Source organism: Phytopseudomonas seleniipraecipitans (assembly GCF_900102335.1).
In the GTDB taxonomy this organism is placed as follows: Bacteria; Pseudomonadota; Gammaproteobacteria; order Pseudomonadales; family Pseudomonadaceae; genus Aquipseudomonas; species Aquipseudomonas seleniipraecipitans.
Window position 1 is genome coordinate 397569 of the sequence record NZ_FNBM01000001.1, and the last position, 18172, is coordinate 415740.

General features: G+C 62.5%; 23 protein-coding genes. 17 read left to right on the top strand and 6 right to left on the bottom strand.

Annotated features, from left to right (window positions below; translation table 11 throughout):
- Positions 1–59: 59 nt before the first annotated feature.
- Entirely contained in the window at positions 60–632 is a 573-nt protein-coding gene (locus tag BLS60_RS01870; protein ID WP_070883845.1) for an antibiotic biosynthesis monooxygenase, read from the bottom strand.
- A gap of 388 nt (positions 633–1020) precedes the next feature.
- Between BLS60_RS01870 and BLS60_RS01875 the strand changes: the two genes are divergently transcribed.
- Positions 1021–1974: a MerR family transcriptional regulator gene (locus BLS60_RS01875; RefSeq protein WP_092363995.1), complete on the top strand. Its 954-nt coding sequence runs from the start codon at positions 1021–1023 to the stop codon at positions 1972–1974.
- Between the two features lie 10 nt (positions 1975–1984).
- Here BLS60_RS01875 and BLS60_RS01880 read toward each other — a convergent pair whose 3' ends face one another.
- Complete coding sequence (locus BLS60_RS01880; RefSeq protein WP_143024563.1) at positions 1985–2572, bottom strand: hypothetical protein; 588 nt, start codon at positions 2570–2572, stop codon at positions 1985–1987.
- A gap of 76 nt (positions 2573–2648) precedes the next feature.
- On the bottom strand, positions 2649–3101 hold the full coding sequence (locus tag BLS60_RS01885; protein ID WP_070883842.1) for a PAS domain-containing protein: 453 nt from the start codon (positions 3099–3101) through the stop codon (positions 2649–2651).
- 139 nt (positions 3102–3240) lie between these two features.
- On the opposite strand from BLS60_RS01885, the gene BLS60_RS01890 reads away from it, so the two are divergent.
- Together BLS60_RS01890 and BLS60_RS01895 are read left to right on the top strand one after the other, a co-directional pair.
- The gene (locus BLS60_RS01890) at positions 3241–3693 is read left to right on the top strand and encodes a flavodoxin (RefSeq protein WP_092364001.1); all 453 of its coding nucleotides are present in this window, start codon (positions 3241–3243) and stop codon (positions 3691–3693) included.
- Between the two features lie 118 nt (positions 3694–3811).
- On the top strand, positions 3812–4195 hold the full coding sequence (locus BLS60_RS01895; protein ID WP_092364004.1) for a hypothetical protein: 384 nt from the start codon (positions 3812–3814) through the stop codon (positions 4193–4195).
- 63 nt (positions 4196–4258) lie between these two features.
- Here BLS60_RS01895 and BLS60_RS01900 read toward each other — a convergent pair whose 3' ends face one another.
- Complete coding sequence (locus BLS60_RS01900) at positions 4259–5791, bottom strand: sigma-54-dependent transcriptional regulator (protein WP_070883839.1); 1533 nt, start codon at positions 5789–5791, stop codon at positions 4259–4261.
- Between the two features lie 191 nt (positions 5792–5982).
- Here BLS60_RS01900 and mdcA point away from each other — a divergent pair, with 191 nt between their 5' ends.
- From mdcA to madM, 9 genes are read left to right on the top strand one after another with little or no spacing between them, the layout of a single operon-like run.
- Entirely contained in the window at positions 5983–7644 is a 1662-nt protein-coding gene (gene mdcA / locus BLS60_RS01905; protein ID WP_092364007.1) for a malonate decarboxylase subunit alpha, read from the top strand.
- A complete protein-coding gene (locus BLS60_RS01910; protein WP_092364010.1) occupies positions 7644–8522 on the top strand; it encodes a triphosphoribosyl-dephospho-CoA synthase in 879 nt (292 codons plus the stop codon). Before mdcA ends, BLS60_RS01910 begins: the two co-directional genes overlap by 1 nt.
- Before the next feature lies 1 nt (position 8523).
- Positions 8524–8823: a malonate decarboxylase subunit delta gene (locus BLS60_RS01915; protein ID WP_092364013.1), complete on the top strand. Its 300-nt coding sequence runs from the start codon at positions 8524–8526 to the stop codon at positions 8821–8823.
- Positions 8816–9670 carry a biotin-independent malonate decarboxylase subunit beta gene (locus tag BLS60_RS01920; RefSeq protein WP_092364016.1) on the top strand — a complete coding sequence of 285 codons (855 nt, stop codon included), beginning with the start codon at positions 8816–8818 and terminating at the stop codon, positions 9668–9670. Before BLS60_RS01915 ends, BLS60_RS01920 begins: the two co-directional genes overlap by 8 nt.
- Positions 9670–10476, top strand: a complete 807-nt coding sequence (mdcE, locus tag BLS60_RS01925) for a biotin-independent malonate decarboxylase subunit gamma (protein WP_092364020.1) — start codon at positions 9670–9672, stop codon at positions 10474–10476. The genes BLS60_RS01920 and mdcE overlap by 1 nt, the downstream gene beginning before the upstream one ends.
- 10 nt (positions 10477–10486) lie before the next feature.
- Positions 10487–11119, top strand: a complete 633-nt coding sequence (locus BLS60_RS01930; protein WP_092364023.1) for a malonate decarboxylase holo-ACP synthase — start codon at positions 10487–10489, stop codon at positions 11117–11119.
- Positions 11116–12042 carry a malonate decarboxylase subunit epsilon gene (mdcH, locus tag BLS60_RS01935; protein ID WP_092364027.1) on the top strand — a complete coding sequence of 309 codons (927 nt, stop codon included), beginning with the start codon at positions 11116–11118 and terminating at the stop codon, positions 12040–12042. The genes BLS60_RS01930 and mdcH overlap by 4 nt, the downstream gene beginning before the upstream one ends.
- Before the next feature lie 30 nt (positions 12043–12072).
- Positions 12073–12498, top strand: a complete 426-nt coding sequence (gene madL / locus BLS60_RS01940; protein ID WP_092364030.1) for a malonate transporter subunit MadL — start codon at positions 12073–12075, stop codon at positions 12496–12498.
- Positions 12499–12503: 5 nt separating this feature from the next.
- Positions 12504–13268 (top strand): malonate transporter subunit MadM, encoded by a 765-nt coding sequence (madM, locus tag BLS60_RS01945; protein ID WP_070883830.1) that lies wholly within the window; start codon positions 12504–12506, stop codon positions 13266–13268.
- Here madM and BLS60_RS01950 read toward each other — a convergent pair.
- Both BLS60_RS01950 and BLS60_RS01955 read right to left on the bottom strand, forming a co-directional pair.
- Positions 13246–14190: a LysR family transcriptional regulator gene (locus tag BLS60_RS01950; protein WP_092364032.1), complete on the bottom strand. Its 945-nt coding sequence runs from the start codon at positions 14188–14190 to the stop codon at positions 13246–13248. The two genes, madM and BLS60_RS01950, sit on opposite strands and share 23 nt — an antisense overlap.
- A gap of 67 nt (positions 14191–14257) precedes the next feature.
- Positions 14258–14569, bottom strand: a complete 312-nt coding sequence (locus BLS60_RS01955) for an I78 family peptidase inhibitor (protein ID WP_092364035.1) — start codon at positions 14567–14569, stop codon at positions 14258–14260.
- 281 nt (positions 14570–14850) lie between these two features.
- Between BLS60_RS01955 and BLS60_RS01960 the strand changes: the two genes are divergently transcribed.
- The 5 genes from BLS60_RS01960 (at position 14851) to BLS60_RS01980 (ending at position 17969) form a co-directional block, all read left to right on the top strand.
- Positions 14851–15777 (top strand): ABC transporter ATP-binding protein, encoded by a 927-nt coding sequence (locus BLS60_RS01960; protein ID WP_092365262.1) that lies wholly within the window; start codon positions 14851–14853, stop codon positions 15775–15777.
- Positions 15774–16535 carry an ABC transporter permease gene (locus tag BLS60_RS01965; RefSeq protein ID WP_070883827.1) on the top strand — a complete coding sequence of 254 codons (762 nt, stop codon included), beginning with the start codon at positions 15774–15776 and terminating at the stop codon, positions 16533–16535. Before BLS60_RS01960 ends, BLS60_RS01965 begins: the two co-directional genes overlap by 4 nt.
- A gap of 93 nt (positions 16536–16628) precedes the next feature.
- Positions 16629–17231 (top strand): CoA pyrophosphatase, encoded by a 603-nt coding sequence (locus BLS60_RS01970; protein ID WP_070883874.1) that lies wholly within the window; start codon positions 16629–16631, stop codon positions 17229–17231.
- A 22-nt stretch (positions 17232–17253) separates the two neighbouring features.
- Positions 17254–17778, top strand: a complete 525-nt coding sequence (locus BLS60_RS01975; RefSeq protein WP_092364038.1) for a gamma carbonic anhydrase family protein — start codon at positions 17254–17256, stop codon at positions 17776–17778.
- Positions 17778–17969: a DUF1289 domain-containing protein gene (locus BLS60_RS01980; RefSeq protein WP_092364041.1), complete on the top strand. Its 192-nt coding sequence runs from the start codon at positions 17778–17780 to the stop codon at positions 17967–17969. The genes BLS60_RS01975 and BLS60_RS01980 overlap by 1 nt, the downstream gene beginning before the upstream one ends.
- Positions 17970–18172: the final 203 nt, after the last annotated feature.

Consider the following 18172-nt stretch of genomic DNA (forward strand, 5'->3'; position numbering starts at 1 on the left):
CCTTCGTATAATGTGGGAATGCGAGGCGCCATGGCCTTAATGGCCATGGCGCTGCCAGCTCAGCGGCTGGTGGAGGGGATGATGCGACGCAGAATGCCGGCCGGGCGGCTGCCTTGCAGCCAGGGAGCCAGCAAGCGAGTGACCAGGGGAATGAACAGATAGGTCATCAGCGGCGTCAGCGCCAGGGTGCTGAGCAGAACGCGCGTCACCAGCGGCACGTCCGACAGCAGATCGCCGAACAGCACGTTGAAAGCCAGGGACACAGGGAAGAATGCCAGCCAGATGGCGATGGTCTGCTTCCAGCGGGGCGGCTGGCGTTGCCCGCTACCGAACCAGGCGTCTATACCGAGGGCGCGCTGCTCATGGGGCTGCGCAAACAAGCCCTTGCCGCGATCAAGCCAGGCACGACGGGACGCCGAATGCTCCCAAGCCGCCATGGTCTGTTCGTCGGTAAACCGGAACACCATCTGGAACTCGTCGTCACCTGCAGGTGGGGCGAGAACGCCTGAGCCCAGGTAACCCGGAAAATCGGTGGCCAGTTGTTCGCCCTCACGCAGCCAGGCGATGAAATCGTGATAACGCCCGTTAGCAACACGGCGCGCCACCATTAGGGTGACCGGTTCGGTAGACATCGTGTATCTCCTGCTGCTGAGCACCTGACCCGGGTAGGGTCGAGGCGAAGTCCGCGACTCGGGGTGGTGAGTCGTGGCTTGTTTGCAGCAAGGATTATTCCTGTTTTTGGAAAATAAGCCAGGGCTGTCTAAAAGTGTGATGGCGGGCTGCTCAAAGCCGCCATTTACAAGGGGTACAGGGCTATACCGCTGATCATCGGGTCGCGCGGGATTGGGCGGCAGTGGTGCGTTGATCGGGCTCTTTGCGGTGCGTCTTTAGGGGCGCGTTGCACGATAGCCGATCACAACCGCGATGCTGTGTCGTTGTACAGGCTTTGTATAAGTAACGGGTAGGTACTCGAAAGCTGGAGTAGACTTGAAAAATTCTGATCCAAAAACGGTTTTCTCTATGTCCAATGTGGTTGGCGCTGCGCCATTGGTAACCGTCGCGATGAAGGAAGAAGAGCTCTTCCCAATCCGTGAAGTGGCCCGTTTGACCGGGGTAAACCCGGTGACGTTGCGTGCTTGGGAAAGGCGCTACGGCCTGATCCAGCCGGTGCGAACCGACAGCGGTCATCGTCTGTACTCGCAGGCTGACGTCGAGACAGTACGTAGTGTGCTTGCCTGGATCGAGCGCGGCGTTCCGGTTAGCAAGGTGGGGCGTATCTTTGCCCGTCACGGCGCGAACGAGGGTAACGCAGCGCCTACCTACGAATCGGCCACGTCGGGTGAGTGGTCGCAGTGGCAGAGCCGCCTGCTGGACGCTGTGCAGGCATTCGATGAAGTGGAGCTGGATCGGGTCTATGGGCAGGTATTTTCCAGCTACCCGCTTTCGGTGACGTTCCAGGACGTGATCATGCCGCTCTGGCGCCAGCTGCTATTGCGCTACGGCCGCCCCGGATACGGCAGCGAGTGGTTGTTTCTCGACACCTTCCTGCGCGGTCGGGTGCTGCAGCGGCTGCACAATCTGCGTGACCAGGCTGCCGAGCGGATCCTCCTCGTCGCATTGCCCGGCCGCTGCCGTGAGCTGGAATTGCTGGTCACCGGTCTGCTACTGAGTCCGCTGGACGCCGCGGTTCATGTGCTTGGAATCGGCCAGTCGCTTGAAGAGCTGTCGCATGTTTGCAGCAAGTTGCGGCCCCAGGCGGTGTTGGTATTTTCTAATCAGGCGCCGGCAGCCGAAACCCCGCAGACCCTGGAGCGCCTAGCCCTGACGTTGGATTGCCCGTTGGGACTTGTGGGCGAGGGTGCTGACTTGCTGGAGGATAACTTCCGTGGTTCGCCAATCGCATGCCTGGGTAGTGAGGGCCGTTTGATGCGTCAGCGCCTGCGCCAGTTGCTGACGGGGCGTCTCGATACCTGAGCGTGGCGCCCTACACCCTGTCAATTGGCCCGTAGAGGCTGCGATGCTGCTGATACAGGTAGTGCCGCAGCCCTTTGCCGTTGTCTTCATCGAGGGTCAGCTCGTAGGCAAGCAGGCCGTCGTCGGTCACGCGCACCAGGCTGCCTTGCAAAATGATCGGTGCCGGCTCGTCGATATCCATCGCCAGGCTGAAGCGCTCTGGCGGCGAGGCGTCTGCCATCTGGGCGGCCAGCAGGCCACTAAGCGACAGTTCGTGAATGAGCAGGCTGGTCGGCTGACCGTCACGCGCCAGCAGTGCACGCGGTGGGTCGAGTGGCAGTCGCCATGAGCGATCAAACGAGCCTTCCTCGAAGATCTGCGGCACGCCGAGTTCCAGATGTGGGGTGTTTTGCTCGTCAGTTACCAAATGCGGCGTGAACGACAGACGCTGATTGTCGATATGAGCCTCGATGGTCAGCTGTTCCTTGGCGGCGCAGCTGGCGAGCAGCTCGGCGGTTTGCCGCGCGGCATCGACCTGCAGGCCCGGATCGGTTTCGACCGGGGCAGGGCTGCTTTCGGTAAGTTGTTGTATGAATTCCATTTCGAGGGGAGTTAACAACGACGAATCTTGCATGACGGCTTTCTACGCGCATTGAAGGCCAAGTTATGACAACTGGCCGCGTGTTTAGTTACCGTTACGAGCGCTTTTTCAGTTCGGCCAGTTCCGCCTGCAGCGTAGCCACCTGGGCTTCCAGCTTTTTAACTCGTTCTTGGTTTTGCACATGCTCACTGACGTTCTTCTGGATGCCGATGTAGTAGGTCAGCTGATCGCCTTCGTTGAACACCGGCGTGATCGATAATTCGTTCCAGAAGGGGCTGCCGTCCTTGCGAAAATTGCGAATTACCTGGCGGCATGGCTGATGGGTTCGCACGGCTTCGCGGATCAGCGCCAGAGCCGGCTGGTCACGATCGCCGGCTTGCAGGAAGCGGCAATCCTGGTAGAGGATTTCTTCGCTGCTGTAGCCCGTTAGGGCTTCGAATGCCGGGTTGGCGTAAATGAGGATGTTGTCCTCTCCCTCCTGCTCAGCGACCACGATGCCATCACTCGAGGCGTCGATGACCAATTGCAGCAGTTTGGCGTTGATCATTTTCTACGTCCCCCAAGCATTTTCAGCAGTCTACCAGAGGCGTGGCCGGCTACCGTTTTATGCGCGTGAAACGGCAGAAAACGCCACGCCGGGCAATGCGGCATAATAGCCTGCGAAGCCCTCAAGACATGGAGTTTTAATGAAAGTCGCGATACTGTCCGGTTCAGTTTACGGCACCGCCGAGGAAGTCGCCCGACACGCTGAAGGCGTGCTGAAAAAGGCAGGCCTCGAGGCTTGGCACAATCCGCGGGCGAGCCTGGAAGACGTGTTGGCATTCGGCCCCGAGAGTTTTCTGGTCGTGACCTCGACCACGGGCATGGGTGAGTTGCCGGATAATCTGCAACCGCTTTACTACGCTATTCGCGATCGCTTGCCTGCATGGCAGGGCCAGCCGGGAGGCGTGATTGCCCTGGGTGATTCGAGCTATGGCGACACCTACTGCGCGGGTGGTGAGCAAGTGCGCGAGCTGTTTGCCGAACTGGGCGTGCTTGAGGTTCTGCCGATGCTGCGCGTAGATGCCAGCGAAAGCGTCACGCCCGAGCAGGACGCAGAACCGTGGCTTGCCGAGTTGGTTAACGCGTTGCGTAGTTAAGACCGTTCGTCCTACTTAACGAACAATGTGGAATTTCATCCGGTCGGGTATAGGGAGCGCTGGCTTCTTCAATGAAAGCCAGTGAGATTCTCCACCAACTTGGATGAAAGGTGACCCCATGAACAAGATGAAGATTCCTGCCCTCGTACTCAGCGGCCTGCTGGCCGGTGCTGTATTGCCTGCGGCAGCGGACACCACCGCTCCGCAAACTGGCCCGACCAATCCGTCGTCACCAGCCGTGCCGACAGAGGATCCTGGGATGGGTAGCGACGACGGCAACACCTTGCCAGGTGGCACCACCAATCCAGGCCCCAACGGCTCCACCGTTCCGGGTACCGGTACGGGCACGGGCAATGGAACTGGCATGGGCACTGACCCGATGCCTGGTGGAACCACTAATCCCGGCGGTACGGGTAGCGGCGGCTCTGGCGGCTCGCAAGGTATGGGCGGCGGCGAAGGTGGTGGCGCCGGCGGTACCGGCGGCGGTAGCGGTAGCCAGTAACCTGTGAACGTTCTATGGGTGTCCCGGTGTTCAGCGCGGTGACACCCATATGTCCGCAGTGTGTTAGCGAGTATTTTTGATTCCGTATTTGCGCAGCCGAACAGCGATCGCGCTATGAGACGTTTGCAGTCGAGCGGCCAACTGGCGGGTCGATGGATGACTCACGTACAGCCCTTCCAATAACTGCTTTTCAAAACTGGCAATCGCCGCGTCCAGACTCACGGTTTCGCCGCTCACGCCTTGTTGAGCGACAGCCGTCCCCGCAATATCCAGATCGCCTATCTGTACGAGATTGCTCTCACAGATCGCCGCAGCCCGGAAGATCACGTTTTGCAGTTGCCGCACGTTGCCCGGCCAGCGATTGCCGAGCAGGGCAGGGTAGGTGTCCGGAGTCAGGCGGCACTGAGTGCGCTGTATCTGCGCGCAGGCGTGCTGCATGAAGTGGCGAGCCAGCAACAGGATGTCCTGGCCGCGTTCGCGTAGCGGCGGCACTTGCAGGTTGAGCACATTCAGGCGGTAGAACAGGTCTTCACGAAACTCCCCCTCGCTGACCATCCGTTCAAGGTTGCGGTGGGTGGCGCTGATGATGCGCACATCGACTTTTTCTTCCCGATCACCGCCCACTCGGCGGAACGTGCCGTCGCTGAGAAAGCGCAGGAGTTTGGCCTGCAGGTAAGGCGACATCTCACCGATCTCGTCGAGAAACACCGTGCCGTGATTGGCCAGTTCCAGCAATCCGGGTTTGCCGCCACGTTGAGCGCCGGTGAAGGCGCCAGGTGCATAACCGAACAGTTCGCTCTCGGCGAGGCTTTCCGGCAGCGCCGCGCAGTTCAAGGCCAGAAACGGGGCGCTGTGACGTGGGCTGAGGGCATGGCAGGCGCGCGCTACCAGCTCCTTGCCGGTGCCGGTTTCGCCGTGGATCAGCAAGGGCGCATCCAGGGTGGCGACGCGTTGGGCGCGGGCCTTGAGGGTACGAATAGGCAGTGAGTCGCCGAGCAGCGAGTCGAAACCTTCTGCATAGTCGTGGTGCAGCGCCGCCAGTCGAGCGCCAATGCGGCTGGGCTCGTAAAGCGTCAGCAGCGCCCCGGCCAGGTGCCCGGTTTCGGCGGTCTCGCGAATGGGCGTGGCATCCAGCAGCAGCGCCTGACCATTCAAGGTCACTTCACGCAGCGGCAGGCGGAAATGCTGATCGAGCAGTGCCTGCTGCAAGTCGGCTTCGCCGAACAACTCACCCAGCGCTTCGCCTTCAGGCTCCCGACCGCACAGTGCGATCAGCGCCGGATTGGCCAACAGCACCCGGCCTTCACCATCTACCGCCAGCACCGGGTCGCTCATCGCTGCCAGCAGGGCGTCGAGTTGCAACCGGCGGCGCTGGCCGGGAAGGATGTCGACCACGGTCACCGCCTGTACGCCGCGCACCTTGAACAGCGCATCACGCAACTCGTCGAGCACCGCTGCGCTCAGGGTAGGGGCGTCAATATAGACGTTGGGCGGCACCATCTCGACGGCGTCGAGATTGAGGTTGCGGCCGCCCAGCAGGGCGAGCACCTCCTGGGTGATGCCAACGCGATCAATAAAGGTGACGTGAATGCGCATGTGAAGACTGGCGACCAAAACGGGGATGCCAGTATGCCCGGTATGTCAGGCGTAGTTAACCGATGGCCTCGACGGGCATCGCTTTGTTGATCGTTAACCTGAGCGTAAGGAAACGGCCGCTTGCTTGATTGATGCCGCACTTGCCACGGTCCTACTGTGCCCTCACGACAGCGGAACTCGTGGAGTCTTCAATGACAACAATAATATCCCCACCGCCGCAGTGGTCGCGTCGTCGCGCTGAAAAAGCGCGGCGCCTCGATCAGGTGCGCACCCTCGCCGACGGCGTGGTTCTGCCCAGCGACAAGATCGTCTCTGCCCTGGAGCTGCTGATCGCTCCCGGTGACCGGGTGGTGCTCGAAGGCAATAACCAGAAGCAGGCGGACTTTCTCTCCCGCTCTCTGGCCGAAGTCGATCCCGGCCGGTTGCACGATCTGCACATGATCATGCCCAGCGTCAGCCGTGCCGAGCACCTCGACCTGTTCGAACGCGGCATCGCCCGCAAGCTCGACTTTTCCTTCGCCGGCCCGCAGAGCCTGCGCATCGGCCAGTTGCTCGAAGACGGGCAGATGGAAGTCGGCGCTATTCATACCTATATCGAACTCTATTCACGGCTGCTGGTGGACCTGATCCCCAATGTGGCGCTGGTCGCCGGTTTCCAGGCCGACCGGCACGGCAACATCTACACCGGGCCGAGCACCGAAGACACCCCGGCGCTGGTCGAGCCGACCGCCTTCAGTGACGGCATCGTGATCTTCCAAGTCAACGAAATCGTCGACGAACTGCCGCGGGTGGATATCCCTGCGTCATGGGTCGACTTCGTGGTGGTGGCCGACAAGCCCTTTTACATCGAGCCGCTGTTTACCCGCGACCCGCGCCACATCAAGCCGGTGCACGTGCTGATGGCGATGATGGCGATCCGCGGCATCTACGAAAAACACAATGTGCAGTCGCTCAATCACGGCATCGGTTTCAACACCGCGGCCATCGAGCTGATTCTGCCGACCTACGGTGAGTCGCTCGGCCTGAAAGGCAAGATCTGCCGTAACTGGACGCTCAATCCGCACCCGACGCTGATTCCTGCTATCGAGACCGGCTGGGTGGAAAGCGTGCACTGCTTTGGTACCGAGCTGGGCATGGAAGGCTATATCGCGCAGCGCCCCGATGTGTTCTTTACCGGCCGTGATGGCTCGATGCGGTCCAACCGCATGATGTGCCAGCTCGCCGGCCAATATGCCGTCGACCTGTTCATTGGCGCGACGCTACAGGTGGATGGCGATGGCCATTCGTCCACCGTGACGCGGGGTCGCCTGGCCGGTTTTGGCGGCGCACCGAACATGGGCCACGATCCGCGCGGCCGCCGCCACGGCACCCCGGCCTGGCTGGACATGCGCCCGGCGGACAGCGCCGCGCCGCTGCTTGAGCGCGGCAAGAAGCTGGTAGTGCAGATGGTCGAAACCTTCCAGGAGGGCGGCAAACCCACCTTTGTCGAGCAACTCGACGCCGTGGATATGGCGAAGAAGGTCGGTATGCCGTTGGCGCCGGTAATGATCTACGGCGACGACGTCACCCACCTGCTCACCGAAGAGGGTATTGCCTATCTCTACAAGGCACGCTCGCTGGAAGAACGCCAGGCGATGATCGCCGCCGTCGCCGGGGTGACCGCCATCGGCCTGCGTCACGATCCGAAAAATACCCAGCGTATGCGCCGTGAGGGCCTGATCGCGCTGCCGGAGGATCTGGGCATCCGCCGCGCTGATGCCAGCCGTGAATTGCTGGCGGCCAAGAGCATCGCCGAGTTGGTCGACTGGTCCGGTGGGCTGTACCAGCCACCTGCCAAATTCAGGAGCTGGTGATGAACGCAGCCCATTCCAAGCGAGCGCCCCTTGCGCTCAGCGATTACCTGGCGGATCTCGCGGTAGAAGCCCTGATCGACGAGGCCGATCTATCACCCAAACCCGGTCTGGTCGACCGCCGTGGCAGCGGAGCCCATAGCGATCTGCATCTGGGCTTGATGCACGCATCGGCCATGTCGTTGTGGCCCTGCTTCAAGACGATGGCCGAGGCCGCACTGGCCGAAGGCTGTGTGAGCCAGTCACTGCGCGACACGCTTGGCCGCATTGGCCGTGAGGGTGAGCAGGAAATGTTGCGCGTCACCGGTGGCGTCAACACTCATCGCGGGGCCATCTGGGCGCTGGGTCTGCTCTGCGCCGGGGCGGCGCTGGATAGACGGGAGCTTGGCGCCGGCCCGGTGGCGACTCGCGCCGCGCAGATCGCCCTGTTGACGGATAGCGCGCTACCGGCGAGTGCTGTCAGTCATGGCACCGAAGTCTGCCGTCGTTACGGCGTTCGGGGCGCTCGCGAGCAAGCCCAACTCGCCTTTCCGGCGGTGCTCCAGCATGCCTTGCCGCAGCTGTCGCGCAGCCGCGCCGCCAGTACTGGCGAGCAGAACGCTCGGCTAGACGCCTTGCTGGCAATCATGAGTCAGCTGGCGGACACCTGCGTGCTGTATCGCGCGGGTCTGCAGGGGCTGCGTTGCATGCAGGCCGGTGCGCGCGCGGTGCTCGACGCTGGTGGCGTGGCCAGCCTGGCAGGGCGGCGGCGCCTACGTGAACTGGAACATGACATGTTGAGGTTGCGTGCCTCGCCTGGCGGTGCGGCGGATCTGCTCGCCGCGGCCTTGTTTCTCGACCGCTTGCAGCATGGCCTGCCAGCGCAGATTGGGAGTCACTGAAATGGAAACTCTGTCTTTTCAATTCCCGGCAGGGCCGCCCGCGAGTGGCCGTGCACAGGTTGGCTGCGTCGGCTCGGGGGATCTTGAAGTACTGCTTGAACCCGGCACCGATGGCGCCCTCACGATTCAGGTGGTGACCTCGGTAAACGGCAGCGCCCCGCGCTGGCAGCAACTGTTCGAGCGCATGTTTCGTGAGCAGCAACTGCCGGCGCTGAATATCGCCATTCACGATTTCGGCGCCACGCCAGGGGTGGTTCGCCTGCGCCTGGAGCAAGGCCTGGAGGAGCTGTCCCATGACTGATGCCACGATCCAACGCCTGCTCGAACAGCGCAGCTTTACCGAACTTGGCGCCCGGCAACGTGCCCGCGCGTTGCTCGATGAAGGTAGCTTTCGCGAACTGCTCGATCCTTTCGCCAGGGTGGTTTCGCCGTGGTTGCCCCGGCAGGGCATCGTGCCCCAGTCCGATGACGGAGTGGTGGTCGCCAAGGGCCTGATCGACGATCAGCCGGCGGTGATCATCGCCATCGAGGGTGCCTTTCAAGGCGGCAGTCTCGGTGAGGTGGGTGGCGCCAAGATTGCCGGCGCCCTCGAATTGGCGGCCGAAGACAATCGTAATGGCACGCCGACCCGCGCCGTGCTGCTGTTGGAAACTGGCGGCGTGCGGCTGCAGGAGGCCAACCTGGGACTGGCCGCCATCGCCGAGATTCAGGCGGCGATCATCGACCTGCGTCAGCACCAGCCGGTGATCGCCGTGGTTGCCGGGCCGGTCGGCTGCTTCGGCGGCATGTCCATTGCGGCGGGGCTTTGCAGCTACCTGCTGGTAACCCGCGAGGCGCGCCTGGGGCTCAACGGCCCGCAGGTGATCGAGCAGGAAGCCGGTATCGCCGAGTACGACTCCCGTGATCGGCCATTCATCTGGAGCCTCACCGGCGGCGAGCAGCGCCATGCCAGTGGCTTGGTCGATGGCTACGTCAGCGATGACGTGGCTGCGATCCACAGCCAGGTACGCGACCTGTTACGGCGCGGTAAGCCGGCGCAGGAGCGCAGCCGTCGACACGCCTGGTTTCTCGAGCGTCTGCAAGGGGTCGATACCAGCGCCCAGGCTGATGCCGCTGCCGTGCGCAGCCTCTATCAGGGAGCACAATGATGAGCCACATTACTGAACAACGTGGGTTGAACTGGTTCGAGGCCCTGGCTGGCGATGCGCAGCCGGTAACCGGGCTACCTGGCTCATTGCGCGTTGCCGATGGCGAACTTGCCGGTCAGGCGGTGCGTTATATCGCTGTGGTCGCCGACGAACACAACCCTTTTCCACGCGCCCGCAGTGGCGAAGTGGGGCTGCTCGAGGGCTGGGGGCTTGCCCGGGCAGTAGATGCTGCCATCGAACTGGATCGCGACAGCACGCACAAACGCGCACTGATCGCCATTGTCGACGTACCCAGCCAGGCCTATGGCCGCCGTGAGGAGGCCTATGGCATCCATCAGGCGCTGGCTGGCGCGGTTGACGGTTATGCACGAGCCCGTCTGGCCGGACATGCGGTAATCGGCTTGCTGGTCGGCAAAGCCATGTCCGGTGCGTTTCTCGCCCATGGTTACCAGGCCAATCGCCTGATCGCCCTGCGCGATCCCGCCGTGATGGTGCATGCCATGGGCAAAGCCGCGGCAGCGCGTATCACCTTGCGCAGCGTCGAGGATCTGGAAAGCCTCGCTGCCAGCGTTCCGCCCATGGCCTACGACCTGGATAACTACGCCTCGCTCGGCCTGCTCTGGGACGTTCTCGATGTCGAGCAGGCTGCCACGCCTGCTCGGCACGATGTGGCGACAGTGCAAGACAGCCTTGCCCGTGCGATGGCCGATATCGCCCAGAGCCCGCGGGATCTGCGCTCACGGTTGGGGGCCGAGAACCGCGCGGCCTCCAGCCAGGTGCGTGAGCTGCTTCGGGCTCAGTGGTAAGGCAGCGGCGATGAAACAGCCATTACCTCACGACCTGCTTTGGGGCCTGCGCCCCGAGCAGCTGCCAGCGGACGCTCCCGCTTGGGCTCGCGGCGCCCTGGCTGGGCGTGTGCCAGTGGTGGTGCGGCGCGCGCCTGCCGAGCCTGGCTGGGTCGCGATTGGTGTGCGCGGCGAGCAGCGTGGGCAACGCTTCGCGACGTGGATGCGCGTCGCTGACGTGGCCCGTCATGTGAGCCCAGAAGCCGTGGCACGAGCCGGGCGCTGGCGAGCGCATCATCAGCCTCATTGGCCAGCCGTGCAGGCATTGACGCAGCTGGCACCCTTATTGAACGAGCAGGGCATGGCATGGGGCGTGACCGGCAGTCTCGGCTTCGAACTGGCCAGCGGCGTAGCGGCCACGCATCCGGACAGCGATCTCGACCTGTTGCTGCGCGCGCCTTACTTCCTGTCGCACGACCGCGCGCGCACCTTATGTTCGCTGCTGGAAGGCGTTTTCGCGCGGGTCGATGTGCAGCTGGAAACTCCAGTGGGGGCCGTGGCGCTGCGCGAGTGGGCCGCCGGCAACGGTCGGGTGCTGGTCAAGACCCAGGCTGCCCCTTTGCTGCTGGCTGATCCTTGGTCTGCGCAGGGAGCGGCGGCGTGAGCAGTCTCTGGGCATTTCCCGGCCAAGGTGCGCAGCGGCCCGGCATGCTACAGGCATTGCCGGAGGCGGCCGTAGTGCGCGAATGTGTCGAGGAGGCCAGCGACGTACTCGGCGCTCCCGTCACCGACCTGGATTCGCCGCAGCAACTGCGTGACACCCGAGCTGTGCAGCTGTGCCTGCTGATCGCCGGCGTGGCCTGCGCGCGGCTGCTGGCCGAGCGCGGCAACCGTGCCGATTATATGGCCGGGCTGTCTATCGGCGCCTACGCCGCAGCAGTCGCCTGCGGTGCGCTGCAGTTTGCCGATGCTGTTCGCCTGGTGGCGCTGCGAGGCCAGTTGATGCAGCGTGCCTATCCCAGCGGCTATGGCATGACTGCCATTGTCGGGCTGGATCAGCGCAGCCTGGAAGGCTTGCTCGAACAAGCAGATGGGCCGGTCTACCTGGCCAACATCAATGCTGACAATCAATTGGTCATCGCCGGCAGCGACGCGGCCATGGCCGCAGTCGCAGGGCAGGCACGCGCGCTGGGAGCCGGCGCCGCGAAGCGCCTGGCGATGAGTGTGCCGTCACATTGCGAGCTGTTGGCTGCCCCTGCGAGCGAGTTGCGCGCTGCCTTCGCTGAGGTGACGCTGCAGCGCCCGCGTATCGCGTACCTCAGCGGCAGCTCGGCGCGGCTGATCAACGACAGCGAGCGACTACGCGACGACCTGGCAGGCAATATGTGCCGCGTCGTCAACTGGCAGGCAACGCTGCACACCGCCTACGAGCGCGGCGTGCGTCTGCATCTGGAATTGCCTCCCGGCACGGTATTGAGCGGCCTGGCGCGGCGTGTGTTCGAGCCAGGGCAGGTGATCGCGTTCGAGGGTGCACGCCCCGACACGTTGGACGCCTTGTTGCGTGAGGAGGTGAGCCGCAGCCGATAGCATCGGGTCGTTTACCGAAGGACAACAACAATGATTATCTACGGCGTCGCCTTCCTGGCGTTCTGTACCCTTGCGGGCATCTTTATCGGCGAATTACTGGGCAAACTGATCGGCGTACCGGCCAATGTCGGCGGTGTCGGTATTGCCATGCTGTTACTGATCTTTCTCGGCAGCTACCTGTACAAGCGCGGCCTGTTCACCGGTAAATCGGAACAGGGCGTCGAGTTCTGGAGCGCCATCTACATCCCCATCGTGGTCGCCATGGCCGCTCAGCAGAACGTATACGGCGCACTCAGTGGCGGCCCCATGGCGATCCTTGCCGGCACAGCGGCAGTCGTCATCGCCTTTCTGCTGGTACCGGTGCTCAGCCGCATCGGCCAACAGGCACCGCTTGAGCCGGCCGAGCCGGTCGATGCGCCTGTCAGCACGACTCCCCTGACCAAAACCCCACGGTGATCAGCATGTACGAATCCTTGATGAAAGTGATCACCAGCTACAGCCTGCTCAGTGGTTTCGCCATCATCGGCATCACCATGTGGGTGTCCTACTGGATTTCCAACAACTTCACCAAAGGCCGCCTGCATGGCTCGGCCATTGCCATTCTGCTCGGCTTGTTGCTGTCATATATCGGCGGCGCGTACACGGGCGGTCAGAAGGGCCTTGTGGACATTCCACTGTTTGCTGGTATCGGCTTGCTTGGCGGCGCCATGCTGCGTGACTTCGCCATCGTCGCGACAGCGTTCGGCGTCAGTGTCGAGGAGCTCAAGCGCGCTGGCTTTGCAGGTGTGCTGGCGCTGTTCATGGGAGTGTTTTCATCGTTCATTGCCGGTGTCGCCGTGGCCATGGCCTTCGGCTATACCGATGTGGTCAGCCTGACCACCATCGGTGCCGGTGCGGTGACCTATATCGTTGGCCCAGTGACCGGTGCCGCACTGGGCGCCAGCTCCGATGTGATGGCCCTGTCGATTGCTGCCGGTTTGATCAAGGCGATTCTGGTGATGGTGGCCACACCGTTCGTGGCGCCTTACATCGGCTTGAACAACCCTCGCAGTGCGGTGATTTTCGGCGGTTTGATGGGCACCTCCAGCGGCGTGGCCGGTGGGCTGGCGGCTACCGATCCGAAGCTGGTGCCCTACGGTTGCCTGACGGCTGCGTTCTACACCGCACTGGGTTGTCTGCTGGGCCCATCGCTGCTGTATGTGATCATGCGCGGCCTGTTCGGTTAGCATCATCGGGATGCTGGCCGATGCTGTACATACGGCATTCGGCCAGGAGCGCGAGCAAGTTCGGGTCGCGCTCCTTGGCCTTTAGAAACACCACCCCGATATGCTGCTGCAGGTGGTATTTCGCCTGCAGCGGAATCAGCCGCACGCGGTTCTCGTAGACCGCCGCCACGCGCCCCGGTAGCAGCGCGTAGCCCACTCCGGAGCTGACCATGCTCAGCAGGGTGAAGATGTCTTTCACCTGCATCGCCACATTGGGCTCGAAGCCCGCCTGCCTGAACACCCGTTCGCCGTCGCGAAAGGTCGCGTAGCCCTGGCTCAGGGTAATGAACGTGGAGTCGCGCAATTCGGCCAGGTCGACTTCCGGTTGTGTGGAGAATGGCGAATCGTTGGGCACGGCGAGAAAGATATCGTCGGCGAACAGCGGCAACTGATCGCAATCGGCATCGCAGACGCTCTCATCGAGCGACACCAGAATGGCGTCCAATTCCATGTTCTTGAGCTTGTACATCAGGTCGGCGTTGGAGCCGAGGATCAGGTCGATATTCAGCTCGCTGCGGCGGATCTTCAGGCCCATGATCAGCTGCGGTACGGTTTTCACCGTCAATGAGTACAGTGAGCCGAGCTTGAATCGCTCGGCCGAGAACCCGGCTGCCTCGCGGGTCAGGCGAACTGTTTCGACGACCTCATGGATCAGCTTCTGCGCCTTTTCTTCCAGCACGTAGGCGCTTTCCAGCGGAATCAGGTTGCGCCCTTCGTGCTTGAACAGCGGGCAGCGCAGGGCGCTTTCCAATGAATGGATAGCGCGATGAACACTGACATTGCTGGTTTCCAGTTCGCTGGCGGCTCGCGACAGGTTGCCGCTACGCATGAAGGCTAGAAAGATTTCCAGCTTCTTGAGCGTCAGCTCTTCATCTATCTGCATGGGCCAGATCCGATCCTTGGCAGGGGAGTGGCCCGATTGTGCCGCAGAAGGTCAGCGCTGTGTCGACTCAACCGCAGGCGATGCGCTCGATCACTTCCGCTTCGGTGATGTCGATGTTCAGGCGCTGGGAATTGTATTCCAGGGTCACCATGTCACCGGGCGACAGCACGCGTGCGGTGCGAGCACCGGACTGCTGGCGTGCCTGTTCGACGATTTCGGCGGTGGCCACCTGGCCGAGCAGGCCCTGTGCGGCCGCGGCACTGCAGGTGCCGTCGCTGTGAGCAGGTTTCGCGGCCTGGGTGGGCGCTGTGTCGGTCGAACTGCAGCCGGCGAGCATGGCGAGTAGAGCGGCGCCGCCAATCAGGTGTTTGAAAGCCATTGCATGATCCTTGTATCTGGAGAAAGCACTGTGAAGTGCATCAGTGTGCCGTGTATCCGACTGCCTTGTCGTGCCCGTGTTCCGAATTCAGCGTGGCCGACGCTGAATAGGCCGACCGCAGGCGCACAGTGCTGACAGCGCCCATTTCGTTGCAGCGCTCTGCCGCACCAGGGCCGCGGCTGATTGACCGAGTGAGATTGGCCGCGCGGCTGCCAAGCGGGCAGCACGAGCGGTAGCATTTCTTTACAATGGCCGACTGTTTTCAGGACCAAGGCCGCGCCGTGCAACCTGTCATTTCCATTCAGCAATTGAACAAAACCTACGCGTCCGGGCACCCGGCGCTGAAATCCATCGACCTGGACATCCACAAGGGCGAGATTTTCGCGCTGCTTGGTCCCAACGGGGCGGGCAAGACCACGCTGATCAGCATCATCTGCGGCATCGTCAATCCGGGCAGCGGCTCGGTGACGGTCGGCGGTCACGACATCCTGCGCGACTACCGCGCGGCGCGTTCGAAGATCGGCCTGGTGCCGCAAGAGTTGTTCAACGAAGGCTTCGAAAGCGTCTGGGCAGCTGTGCGCTTCAGTCGCGGGCTATTTGGCAAGGCGCCTGACAACGCGTATCTGGAGCAACTGCTGCGCGACCTGTCGCTGTGGGACAAGAAGGATGCACGCATCTTCGAATTGTCCGGTGGCATGAAGCGCCGCGTGATGATCGCCAAGGCGTTGTCTCACGAGCCGGAGATCCTCTTTCTAGACGAACCGACCGCGGGCGTCGACGTCGAGCTGCGCCGCAACATGTGGGAAATGGTGCGCAAGCTGCGCGAGCGTGGCGTGACCATCATCCTCACCACTCACTACATCGAGGAGGCCGAGGAAATGGCCGACCGCATCGGTGTGATCCGCAAGGGCGAGATCATCCTTGTGCAGGACAAGGACACGTTGATGCGTCAGCTCGGCAAGAAACAGCTGACCCTGCACCTGCAGCAGCCGTTGAGCGAACTGCCGCCTGCTTTGCAGCGCGACGACCTGCAACTGCGCGACGACGGCTTTGAGCTGGTCTACAGCTTCGATGGTCAGCAGGAGGACACCGGCATCGCCGCGCTGCTGCAGACCCTGGCGCAGCACGGTATTGCCTTCAAAGATCTGCAGTCGAGCGAGAGTTCGCTGGAAGACATCTTCGTCAGTCTGGTGAGGGATCGGACATGAATTTCTACGCGATCCGCGCCATCTACCTGTTCGAGCTGGCGCGCACCTGGCGCACCCTGTTGCAGAGTATCGCCACCCCGGTGATCACCACCTCGCTGTACTTCGTGGTATTCGGTTCGGCCATCGGTTCGAGCATGACTCAGGTGCATGGTGTCAGCTACGGGGCCTTTATTATCCCCGGCCTGATCATGCTCGCGCTGTTGACCGAGAGCATCTCCAACGCCTCGTTCGGCATCTACATGCCCAAGTATTCGGGCACCATCTACGAAGTGCTGTCGGCGCCGATTTCCTACCTGGAAATTCTCCTCGGCTACGTCGGCGCGGCGGCCACCAAGTCCATCGTGCTTGGCCTGATCATTCTCGCCACGGCGCGGCTGTTCGTCGATTTCGAGATTCTCCACCCGTTCTGGATGCTGGCGTTCCTGGTGCTCACGGCGCTGACCTTCAGCCTGTTCGGCTTCATCATCGGCGTGTGGGCCGATGGCTGGGAAAAGCTGCAGATCGTGCCAGCGCTGATCGTTACGCCGCTGACCTTCCTAGGCGGCAGCTTCTACTCGATCAGCATGCTGCCACCGGTGTGGCAGACGGTGACCCTGTTCAACCCGGTGGTGTACCTGATCAGTGCATTTCGCTGGAGCTTCTACGGCGTGTCGGACGTCAACGTGCTGGTCAGTCTGGGGATGATCCTGGGCTTCCTGCTGGCGTGCATCCTGACCGTGGCGTGGATTTTCAAAACAGGCTATCGCCTGAAAAGCTGATGTAGCGGGCGGGCTCACGTTCAGGCGGCGCGGGGTTGGGCAGCGCCGCGCTTTCATGCCATTATCCGGCGCAGAAGAATTCCGAGAATGGTCATGCTGGACGAGTTACTCCAACGCGTTCGTGGCTACAGCCCACACGTCCTGGAAAGCCATGAGGGCTTTCCCGAGGCAGCGGTGCTGGTGCCCATCACCCGTAGCGATGAACCGGAAGTGGTGCTCACGCTGCGCGCCAGTGGTTTGTCTACCCATGGCGGCGAAGTTGCCTTTCCGGGCGGCCGTCGCGACCCGGAAGACCGCGATCTGATCGACACCGCCCTGCGTGAGGCCGAAGAAGAAATCGGTCTGCCGCCCGGGCTGGTGGAAGTCGTCGGGCCGCTCAGTACGTTGGTGTCGCGCCACGGTATTCAGGTCACGCCCTATGTCGGCGTAGTGCCCGACTTCGTCGACTACCAGGCCAACGACGGCGAGATCGCCGCAGTGTTTTCCGTGCCGCTGGCGTTTTTCCGCGACGATCCCCGTGAAGTCACCCACCGTATCGATTACCTCGGGCACAGCTGGTACGTACCGAGTTACCGCTATGGCGAGTACAAGATCTGGGGCCTGACGGCGATCATGCTGGTGGAACTGGTCAATCTGGTTTACGACGCTGGCATCGACATGCAGCGCCCGCCCGAGTACTACATTCACCTCAAGTGAGCATGGCTCCGAGACCTCCGCTATGAAATACCGCCTGGGCAATGCCCGTGTCGAGCTGCACCCGCAAAGCTGGGTCGCCCCCAACGCCACCCTGATCGGCAAGGTGCGCCTCGAGGCAGGTGCCAGCGTCTGGTTCGGTGCGGTGCTGCGCGGCGACAACGAACTGATTCATATCGGCGAGAACAGCAACGTGCAGGACGGCGCGGTGATGCACACCGACATGGGCTCGCCGCTGACCCTCGGCACGGGCGTAACCGTTGGCCATAACGCCATGCTGCACGGCTGCACGGTGGGCGATTACAGCCTGGTCGGCATCAATGCGGTGGTGCTCAACGGTGCGCGCATCGGCAAGCATTGCATCATCGGCGCCAATGCGCTGATCGCCGAAGGCAAGGAAATTCCCGACGGTTCGCTGGTGGTGGGCTCGCCCGGCAAGGTGGTGCGTGAGCTCAGCGAGCAGCAGAAAAAACTGCTCGAAGCCAGCGCCGCGCACTATGTGCAGAACGCCAGGCGTTATGCCGCCGACCTCGCCGAGCAGGACGACTGATGCACGCCGCCGAACGCCCGGTCGCCTCGCCCTGTGTGCATGTCTGCGCGCTGGATGAAGAAGACATCTGCATCGGTTGCCAGCGCAACGTCGACGAGATCACGCGCTGGAGCCGTATGGAAAACACCGAGCGCCGCCAGGTGTTGCAGCTGTGCCATGAGCGCGCCCGCGACAAGGGCATTCTGCTCTAACAAGCTGTTCACGATTTATCTGCGGTTTTCGCTGGATATAGGCGAAAAAGTGAGGCGCAGGGCTGCCTGTAGATACCGCCTTGATCGTTGCCCTGCAATCAGACCGTTAACCTGTGGGAGCGTCGACCTCGGCGCGATGCTATAGCCATCATCCTGGAAGATTCAGGGTGCGGCCACACATCGCCGCGAGGTCGCGACGCCTA